At 38.8% G+C, this 20194-nt stretch carries 15 protein-coding genes and 1 tRNA gene; 14 read left to right on the top strand and 2 right to left on the bottom strand.

Annotated features, from left to right (window positions below; genetic code table 11):
• Positions 1–80 precede the first annotated feature (80 nt).
• Positions 81–153: transfer RNA gene (locus H0W62_03320), tRNA-Gln, on the bottom strand.
• A gap of 168 nt (positions 154–321) precedes the next feature.
• Between H0W62_03320 and H0W62_03325 the strand changes: the two genes are divergently transcribed.
• The 10 genes from H0W62_03325 (at position 322) to secG (ending at position 14793) form a co-directional block, all read left to right on the top strand.
• Positions 322–3369, top strand: a complete 3048-nt coding sequence (locus tag H0W62_03325) for a DUF2723 domain-containing protein (protein ID MBA3647574.1) — start codon at positions 322–324, stop codon at positions 3367–3369.
• A 54-nt stretch (positions 3370–3423) separates the two neighbouring features.
• Positions 3424–4188: a 23S rRNA (guanosine(2251)-2'-O)-methyltransferase RlmB gene (rlmB, locus tag H0W62_03330; GenBank protein MBA3647575.1), complete on the top strand. Its 765-nt coding sequence runs from the start codon at positions 3424–3426 to the stop codon at positions 4186–4188.
• A gap of 58 nt (positions 4189–4246) precedes the next feature.
• Positions 4247–6718, top strand: coding sequence for a glycoside hydrolase family 31 protein (locus H0W62_03335; GenBank protein ID MBA3647576.1), 2472 nt, complete (start codon positions 4247–4249; stop codon positions 6716–6718).
• A 254-nt stretch (positions 6719–6972) separates the two neighbouring features.
• Positions 6973–7965, top strand: coding sequence for a hypothetical protein (locus H0W62_03340; GenBank protein ID MBA3647577.1), 993 nt, complete (start codon positions 6973–6975; stop codon positions 7963–7965).
• Positions 7966–8090: 125 nt separating this feature from the next.
• Positions 8091–9656: a T9SS type A sorting domain-containing protein gene (locus H0W62_03345; GenBank protein ID MBA3647578.1), complete on the top strand. Its 1566-nt coding sequence runs from the start codon at positions 8091–8093 to the stop codon at positions 9654–9656.
• 152 nt (positions 9657–9808) lie between these two features.
• The gene (gene miaB, locus H0W62_03350) at positions 9809–11272 is read left to right on the top strand and encodes a tRNA (N6-isopentenyl adenosine(37)-C2)-methylthiotransferase MiaB (GenBank protein MBA3647579.1); all 1464 of its coding nucleotides are present in this window, start codon (positions 9809–9811) and stop codon (positions 11270–11272) included.
• Positions 11273–11331: 59 nt separating this feature from the next.
• On the top strand, positions 11332–12519 hold the full coding sequence (locus H0W62_03355) for a sigma-54-dependent Fis family transcriptional regulator (protein ID MBA3647580.1): 1188 nt from the start codon (positions 11332–11334) through the stop codon (positions 12517–12519).
• An 82-nt stretch (positions 12520–12601) separates the two neighbouring features.
• Complete coding sequence (locus H0W62_03360) at positions 12602–13105, top strand: LptE family protein (protein ID MBA3647581.1); 504 nt, start codon at positions 12602–12604, stop codon at positions 13103–13105.
• A 1-nt stretch (position 13106) separates the two neighbouring features.
• Positions 13107–14381, top strand: a complete 1275-nt coding sequence (locus H0W62_03365) for a tetratricopeptide repeat-containing protein (GenBank protein ID MBA3647582.1) — start codon at positions 13107–13109, stop codon at positions 14379–14381.
• Positions 14382–14445: 64 nt separating this feature from the next.
• Positions 14446–14793 (top strand): preprotein translocase subunit SecG, encoded by a 348-nt coding sequence (gene secG / locus H0W62_03370; GenBank protein ID MBA3647583.1) that lies wholly within the window; start codon positions 14446–14448, stop codon positions 14791–14793.
• A gap of 15 nt (positions 14794–14808) precedes the next feature.
• Here secG and H0W62_03375 read toward each other — a convergent pair whose 3' ends face one another.
• Entirely contained in the window at positions 14809–15528 is a 720-nt protein-coding gene (locus H0W62_03375; GenBank protein ID MBA3647584.1) for a hypothetical protein, read from the bottom strand.
• 395 nt (positions 15529–15923) lie between these two features.
• On the opposite strand from H0W62_03375, the gene H0W62_03380 reads away from it, so the two are divergent.
• The 4 genes from H0W62_03380 to dnaX all read left to right on the top strand — a co-directional run bounded on the left by H0W62_03380 (position 15924) and on the right by dnaX (position 20167).
• A complete protein-coding gene (locus H0W62_03380) occupies positions 15924–16202 on the top strand; it encodes a co-chaperone GroES (GenBank protein ID MBA3647585.1) in 279 nt (92 codons plus the stop codon).
• A gap of 76 nt (positions 16203–16278) precedes the next feature.
• A complete protein-coding gene (gene groL, locus H0W62_03385) occupies positions 16279–17910 on the top strand; it encodes a chaperonin GroEL (protein ID MBA3647586.1) in 1632 nt (543 codons plus the stop codon).
• Positions 17911–18014: 104 nt separating this feature from the next.
• Positions 18015–18356, top strand: a complete 342-nt coding sequence (locus tag H0W62_03390; protein ID MBA3647587.1) for a phage holin family protein — start codon at positions 18015–18017, stop codon at positions 18354–18356.
• Between the two features lie 62 nt (positions 18357–18418).
• Positions 18419–20167, top strand: a complete 1749-nt coding sequence (gene dnaX / locus H0W62_03395) for a DNA polymerase III subunit gamma/tau (GenBank protein ID MBA3647588.1) — start codon at positions 18419–18421, stop codon at positions 20165–20167.
• The last annotated feature ends 27 nt before the right edge of the window (positions 20168–20194 follow it).

The raw sequence follows: 20194 nt of genomic DNA on the forward strand, positions 1-20194 counted from the left end.
TCATAGCAGGTAAACACTTAAACAATTAATTCAGCTCCTTATCATTTGCCGGCATATCATCAGAATCCAGACAGTCGTAGTTGACCTGCCTGGGCTCGAACCAGGAGACTTCTGAACCAAAATCAGACGTGTTACCAATTACACCACAGGTCAGTAGGGAGCAGCAAAAGTAATTGCAGAATTTCAATTTACAAATTGTAAATAATACAATTCCCTATAAGGATTAAAACAATATTGTTCAGTCTTTACTGTTGTTCTTACCTGCTTGCTGTCTTTTGTTTACTGAATTGCTATTTTTGCCTGTTTTTTAAAAATTTATAGATGCCTCCCTTTAAAACAATTAACAATATTTCCGGCTGGATTGTATTCATATGTGCTACCGTTGTTTATTTACTCACTGCCGAACCTACAGGAAGTTTCTGGGACTGTGGTGAATTTATTAGTTGTGCTACAAAGCTCCAGGTAGCTCACTCTCCGGGAGCACCTCTGTTTATTATGGTCGCTCACTTATTCACGTTGCTTACCGGCAATCCTGAGAACAAGGCAGTTATGGTTAATTATTATTCAGGAATAATGAGCGGATTTACCATACTGTTTCTCTTTTGGACCATAACTATTTTTGCAAGAAAAATTATTGGTAAAAGAGAAGCAGATTTAACTCTTCCTGAAGTTATTGCCGTTATAGGCTCAGGGTTAATCGGTGCTTTCGCTTACACTTTTTCTGACTCATTTTGGTTTTCTGCTGTGGAAGGTGAAGTTTATGCTTCTTCTGCTTTCTTCACTGCACTGGTTTTTTGGGCCATGCTTAAATGGGAAGCCGTTGCCGATGAACCGTATGCCGACCGATGGATACTTTTTATTGGCTATATGATAGGACTCTCTATTGGAATCCATTTACTCAATCTGCTTACCATACCAGCCCTTGTATTTATTTATTACTTTAAAAAGTTTAAGCCAAGCACCTGGGGAATGGTAAAGGCATTGGTGATCGGTTCAGCAATTCTCGGCTTCGTTCAGTATGGAATTATTCCCCAGATACCTAATTTTTCTGAGAAGTTTGATATCCTTTTTGTAAATAGTTTTGGATTACCGTTCAACAGCGGCACACTTTTCTTTTTTATTCTGCTCAGCGGATTAATATTATTTGGCATCTATTATTCTTACCGGAAATCAAATTATTACCTAAATACCGCTGTGCTGACGGTACTTTTAATTTGTATCGGGTATTCTTCTTATGTAATGGTGGTGATACGGGCCAGTGCAAATCCTTCTATAAATATGGGATCTCCAAGCGATCCGCCGGCGCTCCTTTCTTATCTTAACCGGGAGCAATATGGAAATAGTCCATTAATGTATGGCCAGGTTTTTACTGCACAGGCCACTGATATCGACAGGGCAAATGGAGAAGCGCATTATTATCCGGACGAAAAGAGCCATAAATATATTGTGCTCGATCACAAGCCTGTCATTAAATACGCTGATCAGGATAAGATGCTTTTTCCGCGCGTTTGGGATAATGATGATCCGCAGCATATTCACTTTTACCAGCGATGGCTCAATTTAAAAGAAGGGCAAAAACCCACTATGGGTGACAATCTGAAATTTTTCTTCACCTACCAGGTAGGTTTCATGTATTGGCGATATCTTATGTGGAATTTTGCAGGAAGACAGAATGATCTACAGGGAAATGGTGAAATTAACCATGGAAACTGGATCAGCGGACTGCCCTTTTTTGATAATGCCCGGCTTGGAGATCAAACCAATCTGCCGGAGTCTATGAAAGATAATAAGGGAAGGAATAAATTTTTTATGTTGCCTTTCATATTGGGGCTAATTGGAGCAATATACCAGTTCAACAAAAATAAAAATGATGGATGGGTAGTGCTGCTTTTATTCTTTTTTACCGGCCTTGCCATTGTCATTTATCTTAACCAGGTACCCTTACAGCCACGTGAACGGGATTATTCTTATGCAGGATCTACCTATGCATATGCGGTATGGATAGGTTTGGGAGTGCTTGCTATTTACAATTATTTACAGAAGAAAATTTCAGCCCGCAATGCTGCATTAACAGCTACGCTGGTATGTGCCATTGTTCCATTTGTAATGGGTGAGCAGGGATGGGATGATCATGATCGCTCTCATCTCTACACCGCTCGTGACTTTGGCAGAAACTATCTTGAATCATGTGCACCAAATGCAATACTGTTTACACAGGGTGATAACGATACATACCCATTGTGGTATGCTCAGGAAGTGGAGGGAATTCGTAACGATATTAGGATAGTCAATTTAAGTCTTCTTGGAGTAGATTGGTATATTGATAATCTGAGAAGAAAAGTAAATCATAGCGACCCGGTCATAATTTCGGTTGACAGTGCATCGTATCGCGGTTCCACGCGCGATTACATGAGATTTTATGATAATAAAGCGATCAATCAAAATCAATATTACTCCCTCAGCTCCGTGCTGGATTTTATGTTCAGCAGTGATAAGAAAAATATGCTCGATTATGGAGATATGACTATCAATTACCTGCCTGCAAAAAATCTTTATATACCGGTTAATAAGCAGGAGATGGTTGCAGATAAGGTGGTGCAGCTATCAGATACCTCAAATATTGTTTCCCGCCTGGAGTGGAAATTAAGCAAATCGGCGATCCTCAAGAATGATTTGATGGTGCTTGAAATTATTCGTTCAAACCTTTGGAAACGTCCCATATATTTTGCCATTTCAGTGGACCCTGATTCCTATATGGGTTTAAACGATTATCTCCAGCAGGAAGGATTGACATACAGGTTAGTACCTGTTAAAGCTAAAAATTCTGATGCAGCCACATTTGGCCTGGCAGGATTTGTTCAGCCAGACCTCATGTATAACAACGTTATGAATAAATTTTCCTGGGGAGGTGTAGATAAATATAATGTGTATTTGGATGAAACTGTTTTGCGTATGGTAACTAACCTCAGAACTAATTTCCTTCGTCTTTCCGACGCTCTGATGGCAGAAGGTAAAAAAGATTCAGCCATTGCCGTTTTAGATAAATGCCAGAAAGTATTGCCTGAAAGAAATGTCCCCATTTCTTATATAAATGTTGCAATTGCAAGGGACTATTATGACCTGGGGGAGAAAGAGAAAGGTCAGGTAATGGCGAAGAGATTGCTGGATACTTACACTGATAATCTAAAATATTTTGCTTCACTGGACCCGGATAGTAAGCAAGCCTATACACGTGATATGAATGAAGGAGTAGCTGCCATTAATCAGGTCGCGGAAATGGCGCAAAGCCATGGAGATTCAACACTCAGTAAGCAAGCCCAGGAAACATTTCAAAAATATGTAAGCCTGTATACGCAGCCCAATCAATAGTTTATAATTATGTGTACCGATGTTGGATGAAAAACAGGCCATCAATTAGATTGGGTGGAAAAGAAATATTCAGGCAGCAGTTTACGGGCAAATATTATTCATGGCATTCATCCTGTTGAAGAAGCATTGAATTCTGGCAGAACAATTGAAAAAATTTTTATTGCCAAAGATATCCGGAAGGCGGGTTTTATCGATTTTCTTAAAAAAGCACGGGAAAAATATATTCCCATTCAATTTGTTCCTGTAGAAAAATTAAACCGCCTTGCAGGTAATAACCATCAGGGAGTTGCTTGTATTATTGCTCTTATCCAATATTATCAAACGCAGGATATTATAGCTCAGAGTTATGAAAAGGGTCAGTCTCCATTATTGCTGCTTGCAGACAGGGTAACGGATGTTAGAAATTTTGGGGCTATTGCACGAACCGCTTATGCCGCAGGCGTGCAGGGAATAATTATTCCTGAAGCAGAATCAGCTGCAATAAATGCAGAGGCTATGAAATCATCAGCAGGTGCGCTCAACAATATTCCCGTTTGCCGTGAAAAGAATTTATTAACCATCCTGAAGCAATTAAAATTAATTGGGATCCAAACTATAGCCTCTGATGTGAAAGGATCTAAGTATATTTTTGATTGTAACCTTCAAATTCCAACAGCGATTATTGTAGGCTCCGAAGGAGAAGGGATTGCACCTGAGCTGTTACGTATCGCTGATGAAATAGTAAAGATCCCTATGGCTAATAACTTTAATTCCTACAACGTATCAGTAGCTACCGGAATGATGCTTTACGAAGCCATGAAGCAACGAATGGAGCATTAAGGGAATATCGGAACGGATTTTTTTCATTCCGTAAAATCTTCTAATATTTGCGCCCATTATGCCTATAGATGAATCAGACAAAACCAACTCTGTAACCGGGTTAGATACTATTGCAACTCCCACAGTAGACATACCCGTATACAGTGATGTTCCAGCCATCACCTTAGTTCCTCTCACCAAGCAGTATCTTAAAGAAGTAAAGCAGTATGTACCTGACGGAAGCCGCTATTACTTTTCAGATGGCGTGTCGGAGGTAGAAGTAAAAGTTATAAGCGATGAAATTATCAGGATAAGAATGGCTCCCCAGGGTGAATTTCTCGAAGAATTTTCATATGCTATTGAAGAGCGCAAACACCATACATCGCGTATTGAATTATCAGAAACTTCAGAGTATTATGCAGTGTCTACCAATGTTGTGGCATGCAAAATCAAAAAAAAGGATTTTACTATCTCATTTGTTGATCTTCAGGATATGGTGATCAATGAAGATTCACAGCCGATGCATTGGGAAGAGAACACTGAGTTTGGCGGGTATTACGTTTATTGTTCAAAAAAATATCAGCAGAATGAGCATTTCTTTGGATTAGGTGATAAGGCAGATGACCTGGACCTGTTAGGAAAAAGATTTGTGATGTGGGGAACCGACGCCTATGCCTTTATGCGCAATAGTGATCCGCTCTATAAAAATATTCCTTTCTATATCGGAATACACAAAAATGTCAGCTACGGAATCTTCTTTGATAACACATTTCGTTCTTCCTTCGATTTTGCAAAAGAAAATCCATCTGCTGTAAGCTTTTGGGCAGATGGTGGCGAGCTCCAGTACTATTATATTCATGGACCTAATATGATGGATGTAGTAAAACGGTATACGGCATTAACCGGTTCTCATCCTTTGCCTCCATTATGGGCTTTAGGCTTTCATCAGTGCCGATGGAGCTATTATCCGGAAGCACGTGTACGCGAGATTGCAGAAACGTTCCGCGCAAAGAAGATTCCATGTGATGTCATCTATCTAGACATTGATTATATGGATGGATACCGTTGTTTTACATGGAATAAAAAATATTTCCCAAATCCTAAAAAAATGATGCAGGATTTGCAATTACAGGGATTTAAAACAGTAGTTATTATCGACCCTGGAATAATGGTGGACGAAAACTACTGGGTTTTTAAAGAAGGAAGGGACAACAAATATTTTTGCAGGAGGTGCGATGATTATTTTATGGAAGGGCAGGTATGGCCCGGAAGGTGCCAGTTTCCTGATTTTACCAATCCGAAAGTTAGAGACTGGTGGGGAGGCTTATTTAAAGAATTGGTAGACCAGGGTATAGCAGGGGTATGGAATGATATGAATGAACCTGCCGTGTTCGGTCAGGGAACTTTCCCTTTAGATGTCCGTCACAATTACGATGGTTATCGCGGTTCCCACCGTAAAGCCCATAATATATATGGAATGCAGATGGTTCGCGCAACTTATGAAGGGTTAAAAAAGCTTCAGAAGAATAAGCGTCCCTTTACCATTACAAGGTCAGGCTATTCAGGTGTCCAGCGTTATTCATCTACGTGGACGGGTGATAACACTGCTTCATGGGATCATCTTAAGCTTGCCGTTCAAATGCTTCAAAGGTTAAGTGTATCAGGCATATCTTTTTCCGGATCTGATATTGGCGGATTTACCAAAGATTCTGATAGTGAATTATATGTAAGATGGATACAGGTGGGCGTATTTTCTCCGCTAATGCGCGTGCATAGTGCGGGAGATACCAGCAACCGCGAACCCTGGTCCTTTGGTCTTAAGGTTGAAAAAATTGTTAAAAAGTTTATAGAACTCAGGTATCAGCTGATGCCTTATATATATTCCGTATTCTGGGAAAATCACCGTTATTTCTTTCCCATGCTCCGCCCATTGTCCATGGTAGAACAGGAAAATACAGATAATTACCAGCGGGATGATGAATTCACTATAGGTGACAAAATTCTGATTGCACCAATCTTACATCAAGGCCTTAACTCACGAAAAGTATATCTGCCCCAGGGTATTTGGTACAACTTCTGGGATTTTACGGTACATCAGGGAGGACAATCCTATGAAGTACAAGCTCCGCTTGATTCTATGCCAATTTTTATAAAGGCTGGCTCAATAATTCCTGAATATCCTGTTATGCAGTATACCGGAGCAGAGGAGATTGATGAAATGCTTTTAAATGCATATTATGCTCCTTACCTCGTAAACTCCTTTATGTTCGAGGACTATGGAGATACTTTTGGCCATGAGCAAAATATTTATGCGGAGAAAAAGTTTGAAATGACAACGTCCACGCGGTCTGTAACAGTGAAGCAGGAAATGGAAGGATTATTTACACCCCGGTATGATTTTTACCGCTTAAAATTCTATGGGATTCCTTTTCATGTAAGCAGTGTTTATATTGATGGAAAGCAAATTTCAGGAGTAAAAAAGATTTCAAGAAAAAATATCCTTGTCTTTCGTGTTCCAAAGAATTTCAAACGGCTTGAAATACTGGGTTAACGCTTTAATCTGATATTCCACTGCGAAGCTATAAGCAATATCTTTATTGCATCTTCTCTTTCCAGGTCACGAAACTACTCATACATCGTAGTTAAAACAGGCGCTGATGTAGTCATTTGATGCTTTTAAAATCTGCACTCACTGAAGAAGAGGATATTGAGATTTCCCGACAACCAGGGTTGCTGTAGCATTATTTTATTCCTTGTTCGTCCTGATTAATATAACTGTTAAATTTGAAGTCAAATCAAACAATAATGTCCGCAGAACAAGTTTCGGATACTAAGGATGATCAGAATACAGGACTAAGCGCGCGGGCTCAACGCAACCAGCGCTCTATACGGGAAGATGGCACCTTTAATATTGAGAACAAGGGCATGCCTTTGTTTCGTCCTGATGATATTTATCTGGGGTTGCTCACTATGCCATGGTGGAAGTTTAGCCTCATTGTAATAAGTTTTTATGTAATACTTAATTCTCTTTTCGCTGCTATTTATTATGCAATAGGTATAGACCATCTTACCAATATCGAAGGAACCACCCAGTGGGAAAAGCTTCTGGAGGCATTTTTTTTCAGCGCGCAATCCTTAACTACTGTTGGGTATGGAAGAGTAGCTCCTGTGGGGATTACCACGAGCTCAGTCGCAGCTATAGAATCGCTCCTGGGATTACTTGGTTTTGCTCTTGCCACAGGCTTGCTGTTTGGGCGCTTCTCTAAAGCAACTGCAAAAATTGTCCACAGTACTAACATGTTAATTTCTCCATTTAAAGAAGGGACAGGATTGATGTTTCGCATTGCTAACATGCGTGAAACACAATTAGTTGAGGTGGAAGTAATAGTAACACTTTCTAAAATTACAGTTGAAAAGGGGAGAGAGGTGCGGCGATTTTACCAACTGAATCTGGAGCGGAATAAGATTACTATGTTCCCTATGGCGTGGACCGTTGTTCACCCGATTGATGAAACCAGCCTGCTCTACGGCCTTACCCACGAGGAGATTAAATATGATGATATGGAGTTCCTTATTTATTTTAAGGGATATGATGAAACCTTTTCACAAAATGTACACCATCGCATCTCTTATCGTGCAGATGATATTGTATGGGGCGCCAGGTTTATAGTCAACTATGAATTGCAATCCAATGGACCTACTATTCATTACCTGAACAAAGTAAGTGATTATGAATTAACGGATTTGCCTGTAATTTCTATTGAAAATGAAAAAGACAGAAAACAGCTGGTTCAATAAATATATCATATAGACTTAAAATCATGCTGTAGAACAGACACCTGTTTCTCGTAATTTTTATGTTTATAAAACTGTAACCTTTTAGCTTTTAAACGTTATATCATTACGTTCAACTTGAATTATCCATGAAAAAAGTCTCTCTGTTTTTTGGTTCCTTATTTTTTTTATTAAGTGCTAAAGCACAAATTATTCCCACTTGGAGCAATGAAGTTGCCAGCATTATATATGATAATTGCAGCTCTTGCCATCACGTGGGTGGAATTGGCCCTTTTTCTCTGATGTCTTATGAAGATGCAGTGAATAACGCTTTTGGTATTCAATCGCAAACTGCCGCGCGACTGATGCCGCCCTGGAAACCTGATCCGAATTATCGTCATTTTAAAGATGAACGGATTCTTTCTGATTCCGATATCAATACGCTGTCAAGCTGGGTGAATGGTGGAACTCTTTCAGGAGATTTAACAATAGCTCCTGCGCCCCCTGTTTTTAATAGTGGTTCTCAAATGGTAGCAATTGATGAGTCTATTCAATGGCCACAATGGACGGTTACTACTGATGTCGACCAATATCGCACATTCGTGATTCACTCTGATTATGAGCAGGATACTTACCTGAATCAAATTGAATACCTGCCTGGAAACGGCTCCGTTGTTCATCACATGGTACTTTTCTACGACGAGAAAGCTACTTCATGGAATACGGATCAGAATGATCCTCTGCCGGGATACGAAAGCTATGGATTGGGCCCCACCAGTTATTCAGCAGTAATTATTGGTGCATGGGCACCCGGTTCCGGTATTTTTGAATTGCCTTCCAATATGGGAATCCGAATTCCTGCAGGAGCTGATATCGGTTTGGAAATTCACTACTCACCTGGTGCAAATGGACTAACGGACAGTTCTGTTGTAAATTTTAAATTCAGCATTGCAGCCGCTCCGCGTGAAGTTTATGTGGATGCTGCTTTAAATCATCTCATCAATTTAACTGATGGTCCGTTATATATTCCTGCCAATACCGTGAAATCATTCCATGAGAAATTGAAGATAACAGGCGGTGATCTATCTCTTGTTTCCGTTTTTCCACATATGCATAAAGTGGGTACCGAAATTCATTCCTGGGCTGTAAGCGCAAATAATGATACTACAAACCTTGTTTCTATTCCTCAATGGAGCTTTCATTGGCAGGGATTTTATGAATACCAGAAATTAATTCACATTACAAACTTGTCCACTTTATGGGGCGAGGCCACTTATGACAATACCATAAATAATCCGGACAATCCAAGCAATCCACCGCAGGATGTAGTTTCTGGAGAGCATACCACGGATGAAATGATGATTATCTTTTATGCATATCTCGCCTATCAGCCTGGTGATGAAAATATTATTCTTGACAGTTCCTCGATAACTTCTGTTTCAGATCATCCAATAAATCCCGGACTGTCTGTGCAAACCTTTCCAAATCCTTTAATAGAACAGCTATTTATTCATTTGCAGCTATCAAAGAGTAGTAATCTTCATTTTAAAATATTTAATATGGCCGGAGCAATTGCAAAAACATGGGATGAATATCATGTTTCTCCAGGCTTGTACTCTTCTGCAGTAACTGTTAATAATTTATTGCCGGGAATTTATTTTCTGGAAATAATCAGTAATGAGGGAACAGTGGTCCAAAAAATTATAAAGCAGTAAGTTGTTATCAATTATAAATTGTATTAATCCGTTCCAGGCCCTGGAACGGATTTTTATTTGAAAGAATAACAGTAATCTTCAGTCAAAGCTTTTGATCTTGTAAGGTCTCAAAGCACTATCTTTGCTACCCTTAAAATCTGTCCTTACAATTGATGGAAGAAACCTATCGGGAAACGCTCACTATTGAACCTTTGGCTTTGCGGGATAGGTTAAGCTTAAAAGCGTCTGATGAAAACCGCCAGGGTGAAGTATACCCGGAATACAGTGAAGAGATGAAGGCTACTCCGTTGCATCGAAAATTTTATATAGAAAGTTATGGCTGCCAGATGAATTTCAGTGATTCGGAAATTGTAGCTTCTATTTTAATGAAGGACAATTTTATTCCGGTTGAAAAATTTCCGGATGCTGATTTAATCCTTATTAATACATGTGCAATACGGGAGAGTGCGGAGCAAAAAATAAGGCAGCGGCTTACTGAATTCAGTAAAGTAAAAAAGAAAAATCCCGATGCATTGATAGGTGTGCTGGGCTGCATGGCAGAAAGGTTGAAATCCAGGCTGCTGGAAGAAGAAAAGATCGTTGACCTTGTTGTAGGTCCGGATGCTTACCGCGATCTTCCATCGCTGATTGCCAGGGCCGAGGACGGACAGAAAATGGTGAATGTTTTACTATCGCGCGAAGAAACTTATGCAGACATTAGTCCTGTACGGTTAAGCAGCAATGGAATTTGCGCATTTATTTCAATAATGCGTGGCTGCAATAATATGTGCTCTTTTTGTGTAGTGCCCCTTACCCGGGGGCGGGAAAGAAGCAGGGATCCTTATTCGATTGTTAAAGAAGCAGAGAACCTTTTTGACCAGGGTTTTCGGGAAGTAACATTACTGGGTCAAAATGTGGATTCTTATTCGTGGAAAAATGAGGTAACAAACGAATCGGTAACCTTCGCGCAGCTATTAATGAAAGTAGCATTAATACATTCTGATTTAAGAGTTCGCTTTTCTACTTCTCATCCCAAGGATATTACTGCTGAAGTTATTTTAGCTATAAATAAGTGTCCTAATATCTGCAGCTATATCCATCTTCCGCTCCAGTCAGGAAGTTCCGCTGTTTTACAACGCATGAATCGTACTTATACAAGGGAATGGTATATCAATAAAGTAGATACGATCCGTTCTTTAATTCCGGGTTGCGGAATTTCGACAGATATAATCGCCGGTTTTTGCGGCGAAACGGAAGAAGAACATTTTGAAACTTTAGAGGTAATGGATTACGTGCAATTTGACATGGGGTATATGTTTAAATATTCTGAAAGGCCCGGTACTCCAGCTGCCAGAAAGATGAAAGATGATATACCTGAACAAACAAAAAATTTTCGACTGCAGCAGATCGTTGATTTACAACACCGCATTCAGGTAATTAATAATTCCAGGGAAGTGGGTAAACAGGTAAGGGTTTTAGCGGAAGGATATTCAAAAAGATCAAAAGAACATTTATTCGGCAGAAGCTCAGAAAATAAAGTAGTTGTTTTTCCCGAAGGAGGTTTTAAAAAAGGCGATTATGTAAACGTTAAAATTCTTGGCTATACTTCTGCTACTTTAATGGGGGAAGCAATTTAGTTACCGGTTTTGTTATAATATTTATAAACCACTGTGAAAAACGAATTCAGGTTAAGTAAATGGAATTACAAAGTATAAAGCAGCGATTCGGAATTATTGGTAATTCGGAGGGTTTACATCATGCGCTTACTGTAGCAATACAAGTTGCGCCAACTGATCTAACAGTTTTAATAAATGGTGAAAGCGGGGTAGGAAAAGAAATATTTTCAACGATCATTCATCAGTTAAGCCCAAGAAAACATAACCCGTTTATTGCTGTAAACTGCGGGGCGATTCCTGAAGGCACAATTGATTCTGAATTATTTGGCCATGAAAAAGGATCGTTTACAGGAGCTCATGAAGCCCGCAAGGGATACTTTGAAACAGTAAATGGTGGCACTATATTCCTGGATGAAGCAGGCGAGCTCCCCCTTGGCACTCAGGCGCGCCTTCTGAGAGTATTGGAATCTCAGGAATATATACGGGTTGGATCATCTAAAATTCAAAAAACAGATGTAAGAGTTATTGGCGCAACCAATGTTAATTTGCTTGATCGCATTCATCAGGGCCGATTTCGGGAAGATCTTTACTACAGGCTGAATACTGTGCCTATTACAGTCCCGCCTTTAAGAGAACGTAAAGAAGACATTCCCCTTCTCTTCAGAAGATTTTCTATCGACTTTGCAGAAAAATACAGAACTACACCCATTCAGCTCGATGAGGAAGCTAAAATCTTACTGGTTAATTACAGCTGGCCCGGCAATGTTCGTGAATTAAAAAATATGGCCGAACAAGTTTCTGTTCTGGCAAAAAATAAACTGGTTACGGCAGATGAATTAATCACTTTTGTTCCCAATTCAAAACAATCTAACCTGCCAATGATAGCAGGTATTAATGGTGCTGAAATTTCAGAAAGGGAAATTTTATACAAGGTGCTTTTTGATATGAGGAACGATATAAACGATTTGAAAAAGATTGTATATGGATTAATTCCCGGTGAACAGTTGCAACACACTACCTCTATAAAATCTTCTGATGGTTATCCTGAATCGCGAAACTATCTGCCTGATCAGCCCATTGTAATCGATACCAAGAATACTACACCAATAGAAGTGGAGGAATCTTTATCTATTTCCGATAAAGAAAAAGAACTGATTCAGCGGGCTTTAAAAAAACACCGGAGCAAGCGAAAAGATGCAGCCAGGGATCTCGGTATTTCCGAAAGGACCCTTTACAGAAAAATTAAAGAATATAAAATAGCAGAATAACTAAATGGCGAATGAGTACTGTTGATGATCAGATTGATAATATTTAGTTTAAATTATGGTTTAGTTTATGAGATAAATCGAAATGAAATTTATAAAATATTGCTTTCTTATTATTACTTTTTGTGCATGTACCAGCTGCGGTGTATATTCTCTTACCGGTGCCTCTATTGATCCGGATGTAAAAACATTTACGGTTCATTATATAGCAAACCAGGCACAGATTGTAATCCCTACTTTAAGTCAGTCTTTTACTGAAGCACTAAAAAATAAACTGTCAACAGGAACCAATTTAAAAATGGTGGAGAGCAGCGGAGATCTTGAGTTTCAGGGTGCTATTACTCAATACAATATCTCGCCAGCTGCAGCTGTAGCCAATGAAACGGCTGCGCTTAACCGGATCACGATATCAGTAAGTATTGAATTTATTAACCATAAAAATGAAAAACAATCATGGACATCAACGTTTTCTCGATATGCTGATTATAGCAGCAGCCAGGACCTTGCTTCTGTGCAGGTGCAACTGATTGATGATATTAATAGTCAGTTGGTAGACGATATCTTTAACAAGGCTGTCGTAAACTGGTAATATGGATGCAACCATGCTGCTTTCCCTTTTAAAAGATCCATCGGTGCTTAAAAGTACAGATGTAAAGGCTTTGGAAGAGCTGGTAATCCAATTTCCCTATTTTCAAACTGCGCACTTACTGCTGCTTAAAAAATATCAAATTGAAAATCATCCGGATTTTGAAAAACAGCTGAATATAACTGCTTTATATGCTGTTGACAGATCAAAATTATTTGATTGGGTACAAAAAAACGTCGACATTTCCGATGCGCCATACAGTGACCTTTTTTTAGAAAATGAACTGTTTTTACTCAATGAATCCGGAACAGTTGTAGAACTAAGCCCTGGGTTTATTCCGGATGATGAAAAGGAAGAATTGGTGGAAGAAAACGATCCCGAAATACAATCTGTTAGTACTATAGAAGAAGAATTCATCTTAAGGTATGCAGACCCGGATTTGAAGGAAAAGCAGGCAGATAAATCTTTTAATATGGAATCTGCTGCGCAACTAAAAGATGAAAACTATCCTGATAGGAATGAAGCGTTTCAAAAAACGACTTCATCTAAAATATCGGAAGATAAATGGAGCAGGGAAGAAGTGCAGGACTTAAAAGAAGATTTATTGATTACCAGTCAGAACGGAAGTGCCTCAGAGTTTTTTCCTATGGAAATAGAGGAGCAAAATTTAGTTGAAGATATTACTGAAATTAACCGGGAGTCAGATGCGGTTATAAGGCTTGAATCAGTAACCACGGAAGTGCCTGATAAAGCGAAAAATATCACTTTAGGTAAAGTTGAAGAAGGCTTCAGAATTAATAAGCAGGTACAATCTCCGGGACAATTTCTTCCTCAAAAATCATATACATTTCAGGAATGGTTAACATTTTTTAGGCATGAGGATTATAAAGGAACTAATAAAAATATTCCTCAAGTAAAAGGTGGGAGTGAAGAAAAAGAGATTACCATCACGCCGTTACACACACTTGGTAAACCGGATAAATTATATTTAGGTGGCATTCAGTCTGAACTGGAGACAATAGATAAAATAGTTTCTGTACTTAAGCCTCATGAAGCTTTAAAATCTGAAAAAAAGCTTTCTCCGGAAGATCTCGCGCAAAAGAGCCTGGAGCTTGATGAAGAAATGATTAGCGAAACGCTTGCTGAAATTTATGGCAAGCAAGGTAAATATGATAAAGCTATCCGTATGTATGCACGCCTGAGTTTGAAATTTCCTGAAAAATTATCGTTCTTTGCAGCCCGCATCAAAGAATTGAAGCGCAACCAGCAATCTGGTTAGTACAGAAAGCTGCGGGTCAACAATGATTGCTTCAAATGCTATTGATGAAATTTAAAAAATCAACATGTATTCCCTTATCACTATTCTTATTGTAATTGCCTGTGTTTTACTCATTTTAGTTGTTTTAATTCAGAATCCAAAAGGGGGGGGGCTTTCTCAGACATTTGGAGGTATATCCAATCAATTTCTAGGGGTAAAACGAACAACAGATTTTCTGGAAAAAGCAACCTGGGGTTTTGTTATAGGTATATCGCTTCTTAGTTTGATAACTTTTGCTTTTGTGGGAAGTGGCCCTGTAGTTAACACAGGTCCTAAATCAGAACTGGAGAATGCAACCCCCGCCCCACCTCCTATAAAAAATCTACCTTCAGCGCCTGCAACGCAGTCGCCTCTTGATTCTACGAGAAAATAATTCTACAGGAATTTTTTATGCTGCTATTGTATAGATATACCGTACGAGAGATCTTTTAGCAACAGGCAAAAGAGTTTCATTTAAAGGATAAACATTTTTCGATTCAATTACAAAAGCTGCAGGGTTTGTCGAATTTTTAAATTCACGGATCAATTGAAACTTTATCGATTCGAAGGTATTGCTGATGCTGCGTGAATAGTGACCGATAAACTGGGTTTTAATTCCCCTGAATTTCTCAGTTACATTTTCAAATAGGGTAATTTCATAGCTATAAACCTGTGTGTCACTTGATTTCGATTGTGTCAGCATCATATAACCATTTTCCGGGTTAAGTGAAACAATACCTACCGGAAAAATCATGAGGTTTTCTTCTACAGACTGATAAATTTCCTTACCGTTTTCAAGAAAGTGATGAATTCGGGGCACTGCAAAATCAATTATAGATTCTACCTCCTTTAAATAATCTTCATCAGCAATCAGCTTTTCAAATTCAATTTTAAAATTTTCTAAATCCATTTTGGTAATGTGCTTTGGAAAAAGCTGCGAAGTATATGTTTTATTTTTTTTTATGGTAACCAGGTTATTATAGTGCAATACCAGGTCTGATAGTACCGGGTATAATTTTTTTTCATCGAAGTCACGACTTACTTCCTGTAAATATGCCAGCAAAATATACTTCTTATATTCAAAATCAATCGTTCCCTGAGTAAGCCAGTCGGAACTTAGTTTTTTCATTTTCGCAGAATTATTTCACTACTATGTTACAAAAATTTTAAGAAATGGTAACCTGTCAGAATATGCTTAATAGTTGAAACATTCCTATATCGGAAAATAATAGTATTTCTCTATGGCCTCTTCTTATCAGATTAATGGTTTATATAAAGTCCTCCCCTAACAACTTGCTAAATGTTATTTGTTGGTATGTAATGACTGTTAAGAAGAGGTTATCCCAAAATGTCAATTATTAAAAAGTATCTGAATAATGAAATACTGTCATAATGGTTACCTTTGCCGCCCGAAACATTTTCTTTATATGCCTAATCTGTCATGAAAATGCACGTGGCATGACAATCGCAATGGGCAAGAGTCTTCAGAAAAGCGATTTATAACCTAAAATCAAAAAATAAATTATGTCAAAAGTAAATTTGAAACCGTTGGCTGACCGTGTCTTAGTACAGCCTGCAGATGCCGAAGAAAAAACAAAGGGCGGCATTATTATTCCGGACACTGCAAAAGAAAAACCTATGAAAGGTACCGTAATGGCCGTAGGTGGTGGTAAAAAAGATGAACCAATGACGGTGAAGGCCGGAGATACGGTATTATATGGCAAATACGCCGGAACTGAAATCACCATTGAAGGTCAGGAATATTTGATTATGCGTGAGAGCGATATTTTCGCAATAATATAATCATTATGCCTTTAAATGCAGACTACAGTATAATAGCATTACTCCCCTTGAATACAAAACTTTAAAATCTTTAAACATGTCAAAACTAATAAATTACACTACAGATGCCCGGGATCGCCTGAAAAAAGGAGTTGATTCATTGGCCGATGCAGTAAAGGTTACACTTGGTCCTAAAGGACGCAATGTTGTGATTGAAAAAAAATATGGTGCACCCCTGATCACAAAGGATGGTGTAACTGTAGCAAAAGAAATCGAGCTGGAAGACCCTATTGAAAATATGGGTGCCCAAATGGTGAAGGAAGTTGCTTCCAAAACTGCTGATGTAGCAGGCGATGGGACTACTACTGCAACGGTACTTGCCCAGGCAATGATTACTGCAGGATTGAAAAATGTAGCTGCCGGCGCCAATCCTATGGATTTGAAACGTGGTATGGATAAGGCATCAATTGCAGTTATTGAGCATTTAAAAAGTCAGTCACAGCAGGTCGGTAACGACAATAATAAGATTGAAGCTGTGGCAACCATTTCTGCAAACAATGATTCAGAGATCGGAAAATTGATTGCGGAAGCAATGACGAAAGTTAAAAAAGAAGGTGTTATAACTGTTGAAGAAGCCCGTGGAACAGAGACTACTGTAGAAGTGGTGGAAGGAATGCAGTTCGACAGGGGTTATCTTTCTCCTTATTTCGTTACCAATCCCGATAAGATGGAAGCGGACATGGAACGTCCTTACATTTTAATTTATGAGAAGAAAATTTCTTCTATGAAAGACCTGCTACCAATTCTTGAGAAAGTAGCACAAGGTGGTGGTCCGATGTTAATTATTGCTGAAGACCTGGAAGGAGAAGCACTGGCAACTTTAGTGGTAAACAAGATTCGCGGTACTTTAAAAGTAGTAGCTGTAAAAGCTCCTGGTTTTGGAGATCGCCGAAAAGAAATGCTGGAAGATATTGCAGTATTGACAGGCGGAACGGTTATCAGTGAAGACCGTGGCTATAAACTTGAAAATGCAACACTTGCATATCTGGGTAAAGCAGAAAAAATTATTGTAGACAAGGATAATACCACCATAGTAAATGGCTCAGGTGAAAAGAAAGACATAACAGCCAGGGTAAATCAGATAAAAGCTCAGATTGAAACTACTACAAGCGATTATGATAAAGAAAAACTGCAGGAACGTTTGGCAAAGCTGAGTGGTGGTGTTGCAGTGCTCCACGTAGGTGCCGCAAGTGAAGTTGAAATGAAAGAAAAGAAAGCCCGTGTTGATGATGCATTGCATGCGACCCGCGCCGCTGTTGAAGAAGGTATTGTAGCCGGTGGTGGAGTAGCATATATCCGTGCACTTAAAGCACTTGAAAATGTAAACTTTATTAATGATGATGAAGAAACAGGAGTAAACATTGTACGTCGTGCTCTCGAAGAACCTCTTCGTCAAATAGCGATCAATGCCGGACAGGAAGGCAGCATCATTGTTCAAAAAGTAAAGGAAGGAACAGATGATTATGGCTTTAATGCCCGTACTGAAGTATATGAGAATCTGCTTGCTGCAGGAGTAATTGATCCTACCAAGGTTACACGCGTAGCCCTTGAAAATGCAGTGTCAATTGCTTCTATGCTGTTAACTACAGAATGTGTAATTGTAGAGAAGCCGAAAGAAGAAAGGGCACCGGCAATGCCTCCTGGCGGAATGGGTGGAATGGATTACTAAATACAGTATGAATTAACAGTATTCAACCCTTCCCCAACCGGGAAGGGTTGTTTATTTATTGATTCTTTGGTAAACAAGCTCTTACTTTATTCGTCCTGATTAGCATGAACCTGCTTGCCAAAATTTTAGTCACGGGGCTATCCGTAATTATTACCTCGTATCTTCTTCCGGGAGTATCCGTTGATGGAATGATATCGGCTATTGCAGTAGCTGCGGTGCTTATGCTAATTAATACCGTTGTAAAACCTGTTATGGTAATTCTTACCCTTCCGGTAACTATTATTACCATGGGTTTATTTTTGCTTATTATAAATGCCTTATGCATCTTGCTTGCAAGCAGGATGATTGCTGGCTTCAGAGTAGACGGTTTTTGGTGGGCGCTTATATTTTCGCTGATTCTTTCCTTGATTAATTCTATTTTAGAGTCTTTCGCGAAAAGAGATTAAACTGTCTTTTTTTATTCCTGGTAAATTATTTTCTTCGGAAGAAATATCTTTGTAATTCACTGATGGAAAATTTTATTGTATCTGCGAGGAAATACCGCCCTTCACGATTTGAAGATGTAATAGGCCAACCCCAGGTTACCAATACCCTGAAGAATGCTTTGCGAACTAATCAACTGGCCCAGGCTTTTTTATTCTGTGGCCCCCGGGGCGTGGGTAAAACTACCTGTGCAAGAATCCTGGCCAAAGCAGTAAACTGCGAAAATTTAACCATAGATTTTGAGCCGTGTAATGAATGTGCGGCATGTGAAGCATTCAATAATAATCAGTCTTTTAACATTCATGAATTAGACGCAGCTTCCAATAATTCAGTAGAAGATATTCGTTCTTTAATAGACCAGATCCGGTTTGCTCCTCAAACGGGTAAGAAAAAAATCTATATTATTGATGAGGTGCACATGCTTTCCTCTTCGGCATTTAATGCTTTTTTAAAGACCCTGGAAGAACCACCTTCGTATGCAATTTTTATTTTAGCCACCACGGAGAAACATAAAATTATTCCAACGATTCTTTCACGCTGCCAGATTTTCGATTTTAACCGTATCCAGACAGATGATATTGTAACGCACCTTTCAATCGTTGCTAAAAAAGAAAATATTAAAGCGGAAAAAGATGCTTTGCATTTGATTGCGCGGAAAGCCGAAGGTGCATTACGGGATGCCCTTTCAATGTTTGACCGTATCAGCATTTTTGCCAATGGCCAGATTCAGTATAGTGAAGTAATTGAAAACCTTAATATCCTGGACTACGATTATTTCTTCCGTATTACAGATTTCTTTCTTTCAGAAGATTCATCTTCCGCCTTGCTAACCTTTAACCAGATTCTTCAAAAAGGTTTTGATGGTGAGAATTTTCTAACCGGGCTGGCTGACCATTTCCGTAATCTCTTAGTAGCTAAGGACTCGAATACCATTGAGCTGATGGATTTTTCTGAAAATATTAGGCAAAGGTATTTACAACAAGCCGGCTATACTTCTATGGGATTTTTACTTTCCGGACTGAGCATTATTACGGAACAGGAAATCCAGTATCGTACAAGTAAAAACCGAAGGCTGTGTGTGGAAATGGCAATTTTGAAATTATGTTTTTTACCTAGTGCAATTCAGCTCTCAAAGGACCGGTCCGTAGAAGTAAAAAAAAAGTCTCAACCTGATATAGAAAAGCCAAAGCCGGAAATGGTCACAAATCAGCAGGTAAACGAATTTCCTGTTCAAAACCAACAGCTTCCTAAAAACGAAGTGCCAATACCGCGGGAAGTTTTAAAACAACAGAATGGTAATTCAATAAAGCTTTCGTCTCTCAGTGATTTGAAAAAAGAGATTCAAAAAAATGAAAGCGAGGAGAAAGACATACCGCAGGTAGAAATTGTATATGAAGAAATAGATCATTATGCTTTTCAACAGGTTTGGAAAAGTTATCTTCAAAAATTAGACGGAGATAAAAAGATTCCGGTTGTAAAAATTTTAGAAACCTTTCCCCCTGAAATCAAAGAAAAGAAAACCATACTGATTGCTGTGGGTAACACTACGTTCTACAACCATCTTAATTCCGAACGTGAGGAAATGAGTTATTTTTTAAAAAAGGAATTGGGAAAGAAATCCATTGACCTTATAATCCGGGTTGATAAAACTAAATCGAAAGCCGAAACGAATTGGAAGCCTTATCAGGCAATTGATAAGTTTAATCATATGGTTAAAAAAAATCCAAAATTAAAGGACTTTAAAGACCGGTTAAAGCTGGATTTAGACTTTTAGGCTTTATTGATAAATAGAGATAAATTT

The organism is Chitinophagales bacterium, assembly GCA_013816805.1.
Lineage (GTDB): Bacteria > Bacteroidota > Bacteroidia > Chitinophagales > UBA10324 > MGR-bin340.

Bases quoted from the DNA above. Each gene is read 5' to 3' on its own strand.
- groL (MBA3647586.1), top strand. From the start codon at position 16,279: ATGTCAAAACTAATAAATTACACTACAGATGCCCGGGATCGCCTGAAA.
- secG (MBA3647583.1), top strand. From the start codon at position 14,446: ATGTATTCCCTTATCACTATTCTTATTGTAATTGCCTGTGTTTTACTC.
- H0W62_03325 (MBA3647574.1), top strand. From the start codon at position 322: ATGCCTCCCTTTAAAACAATTAACAATATTTCCGGCTGGATTGTATTC.
- H0W62_03380 (MBA3647585.1), top strand. From the start codon at position 15,924: ATGTCAAAAGTAAATTTGAAACCGTTGGCTGACCGTGTCTTAGTACAG.
- H0W62_03375 (MBA3647584.1), bottom strand. From the start codon at position 15,528: ATGAAAAAACTAAGTTCCGACTGGCTTACTCAGGGAACGATTGATTTT.
- H0W62_03340 (MBA3647577.1), top strand. From the start codon at position 6,973: ATGTCCGCAGAACAAGTTTCGGATACTAAGGATGATCAGAATACAGGA.
- H0W62_03335 (MBA3647576.1), top strand. From the start codon at position 4,247: ATGCCTATAGATGAATCAGACAAAACCAACTCTGTAACCGGGTTAGAT.
- H0W62_03345 (MBA3647578.1), top strand. From the start codon at position 8,091: ATGAAAAAAGTCTCTCTGTTTTTTGGTTCCTTATTTTTTTTATTAAGT.
- H0W62_03360 (MBA3647581.1), top strand. From the start codon at position 12,602: ATGAAATTTATAAAATATTGCTTTCTTATTATTACTTTTTGTGCATGT.
- H0W62_03355 (MBA3647580.1), top strand. From the start codon at position 11,332: ATGGAATTACAAAGTATAAAGCAGCGATTCGGAATTATTGGTAATTCG.
- dnaX (MBA3647588.1), top strand. From the start codon at position 18,419: ATGGAAAATTTTATTGTATCTGCGAGGAAATACCGCCCTTCACGATTT.
- H0W62_03390 (MBA3647587.1), top strand. From the start codon at position 18,015: ATGAACCTGCTTGCCAAAATTTTAGTCACGGGGCTATCCGTAATTATT.
- H0W62_03365 (MBA3647582.1), top strand. From the start codon at position 13,107: ATGGATGCAACCATGCTGCTTTCCCTTTTAAAAGATCCATCGGTGCTT.
- miaB (MBA3647579.1), top strand. From the start codon at position 9,809: ATGGAAGAAACCTATCGGGAAACGCTCACTATTGAACCTTTGGCTTTG.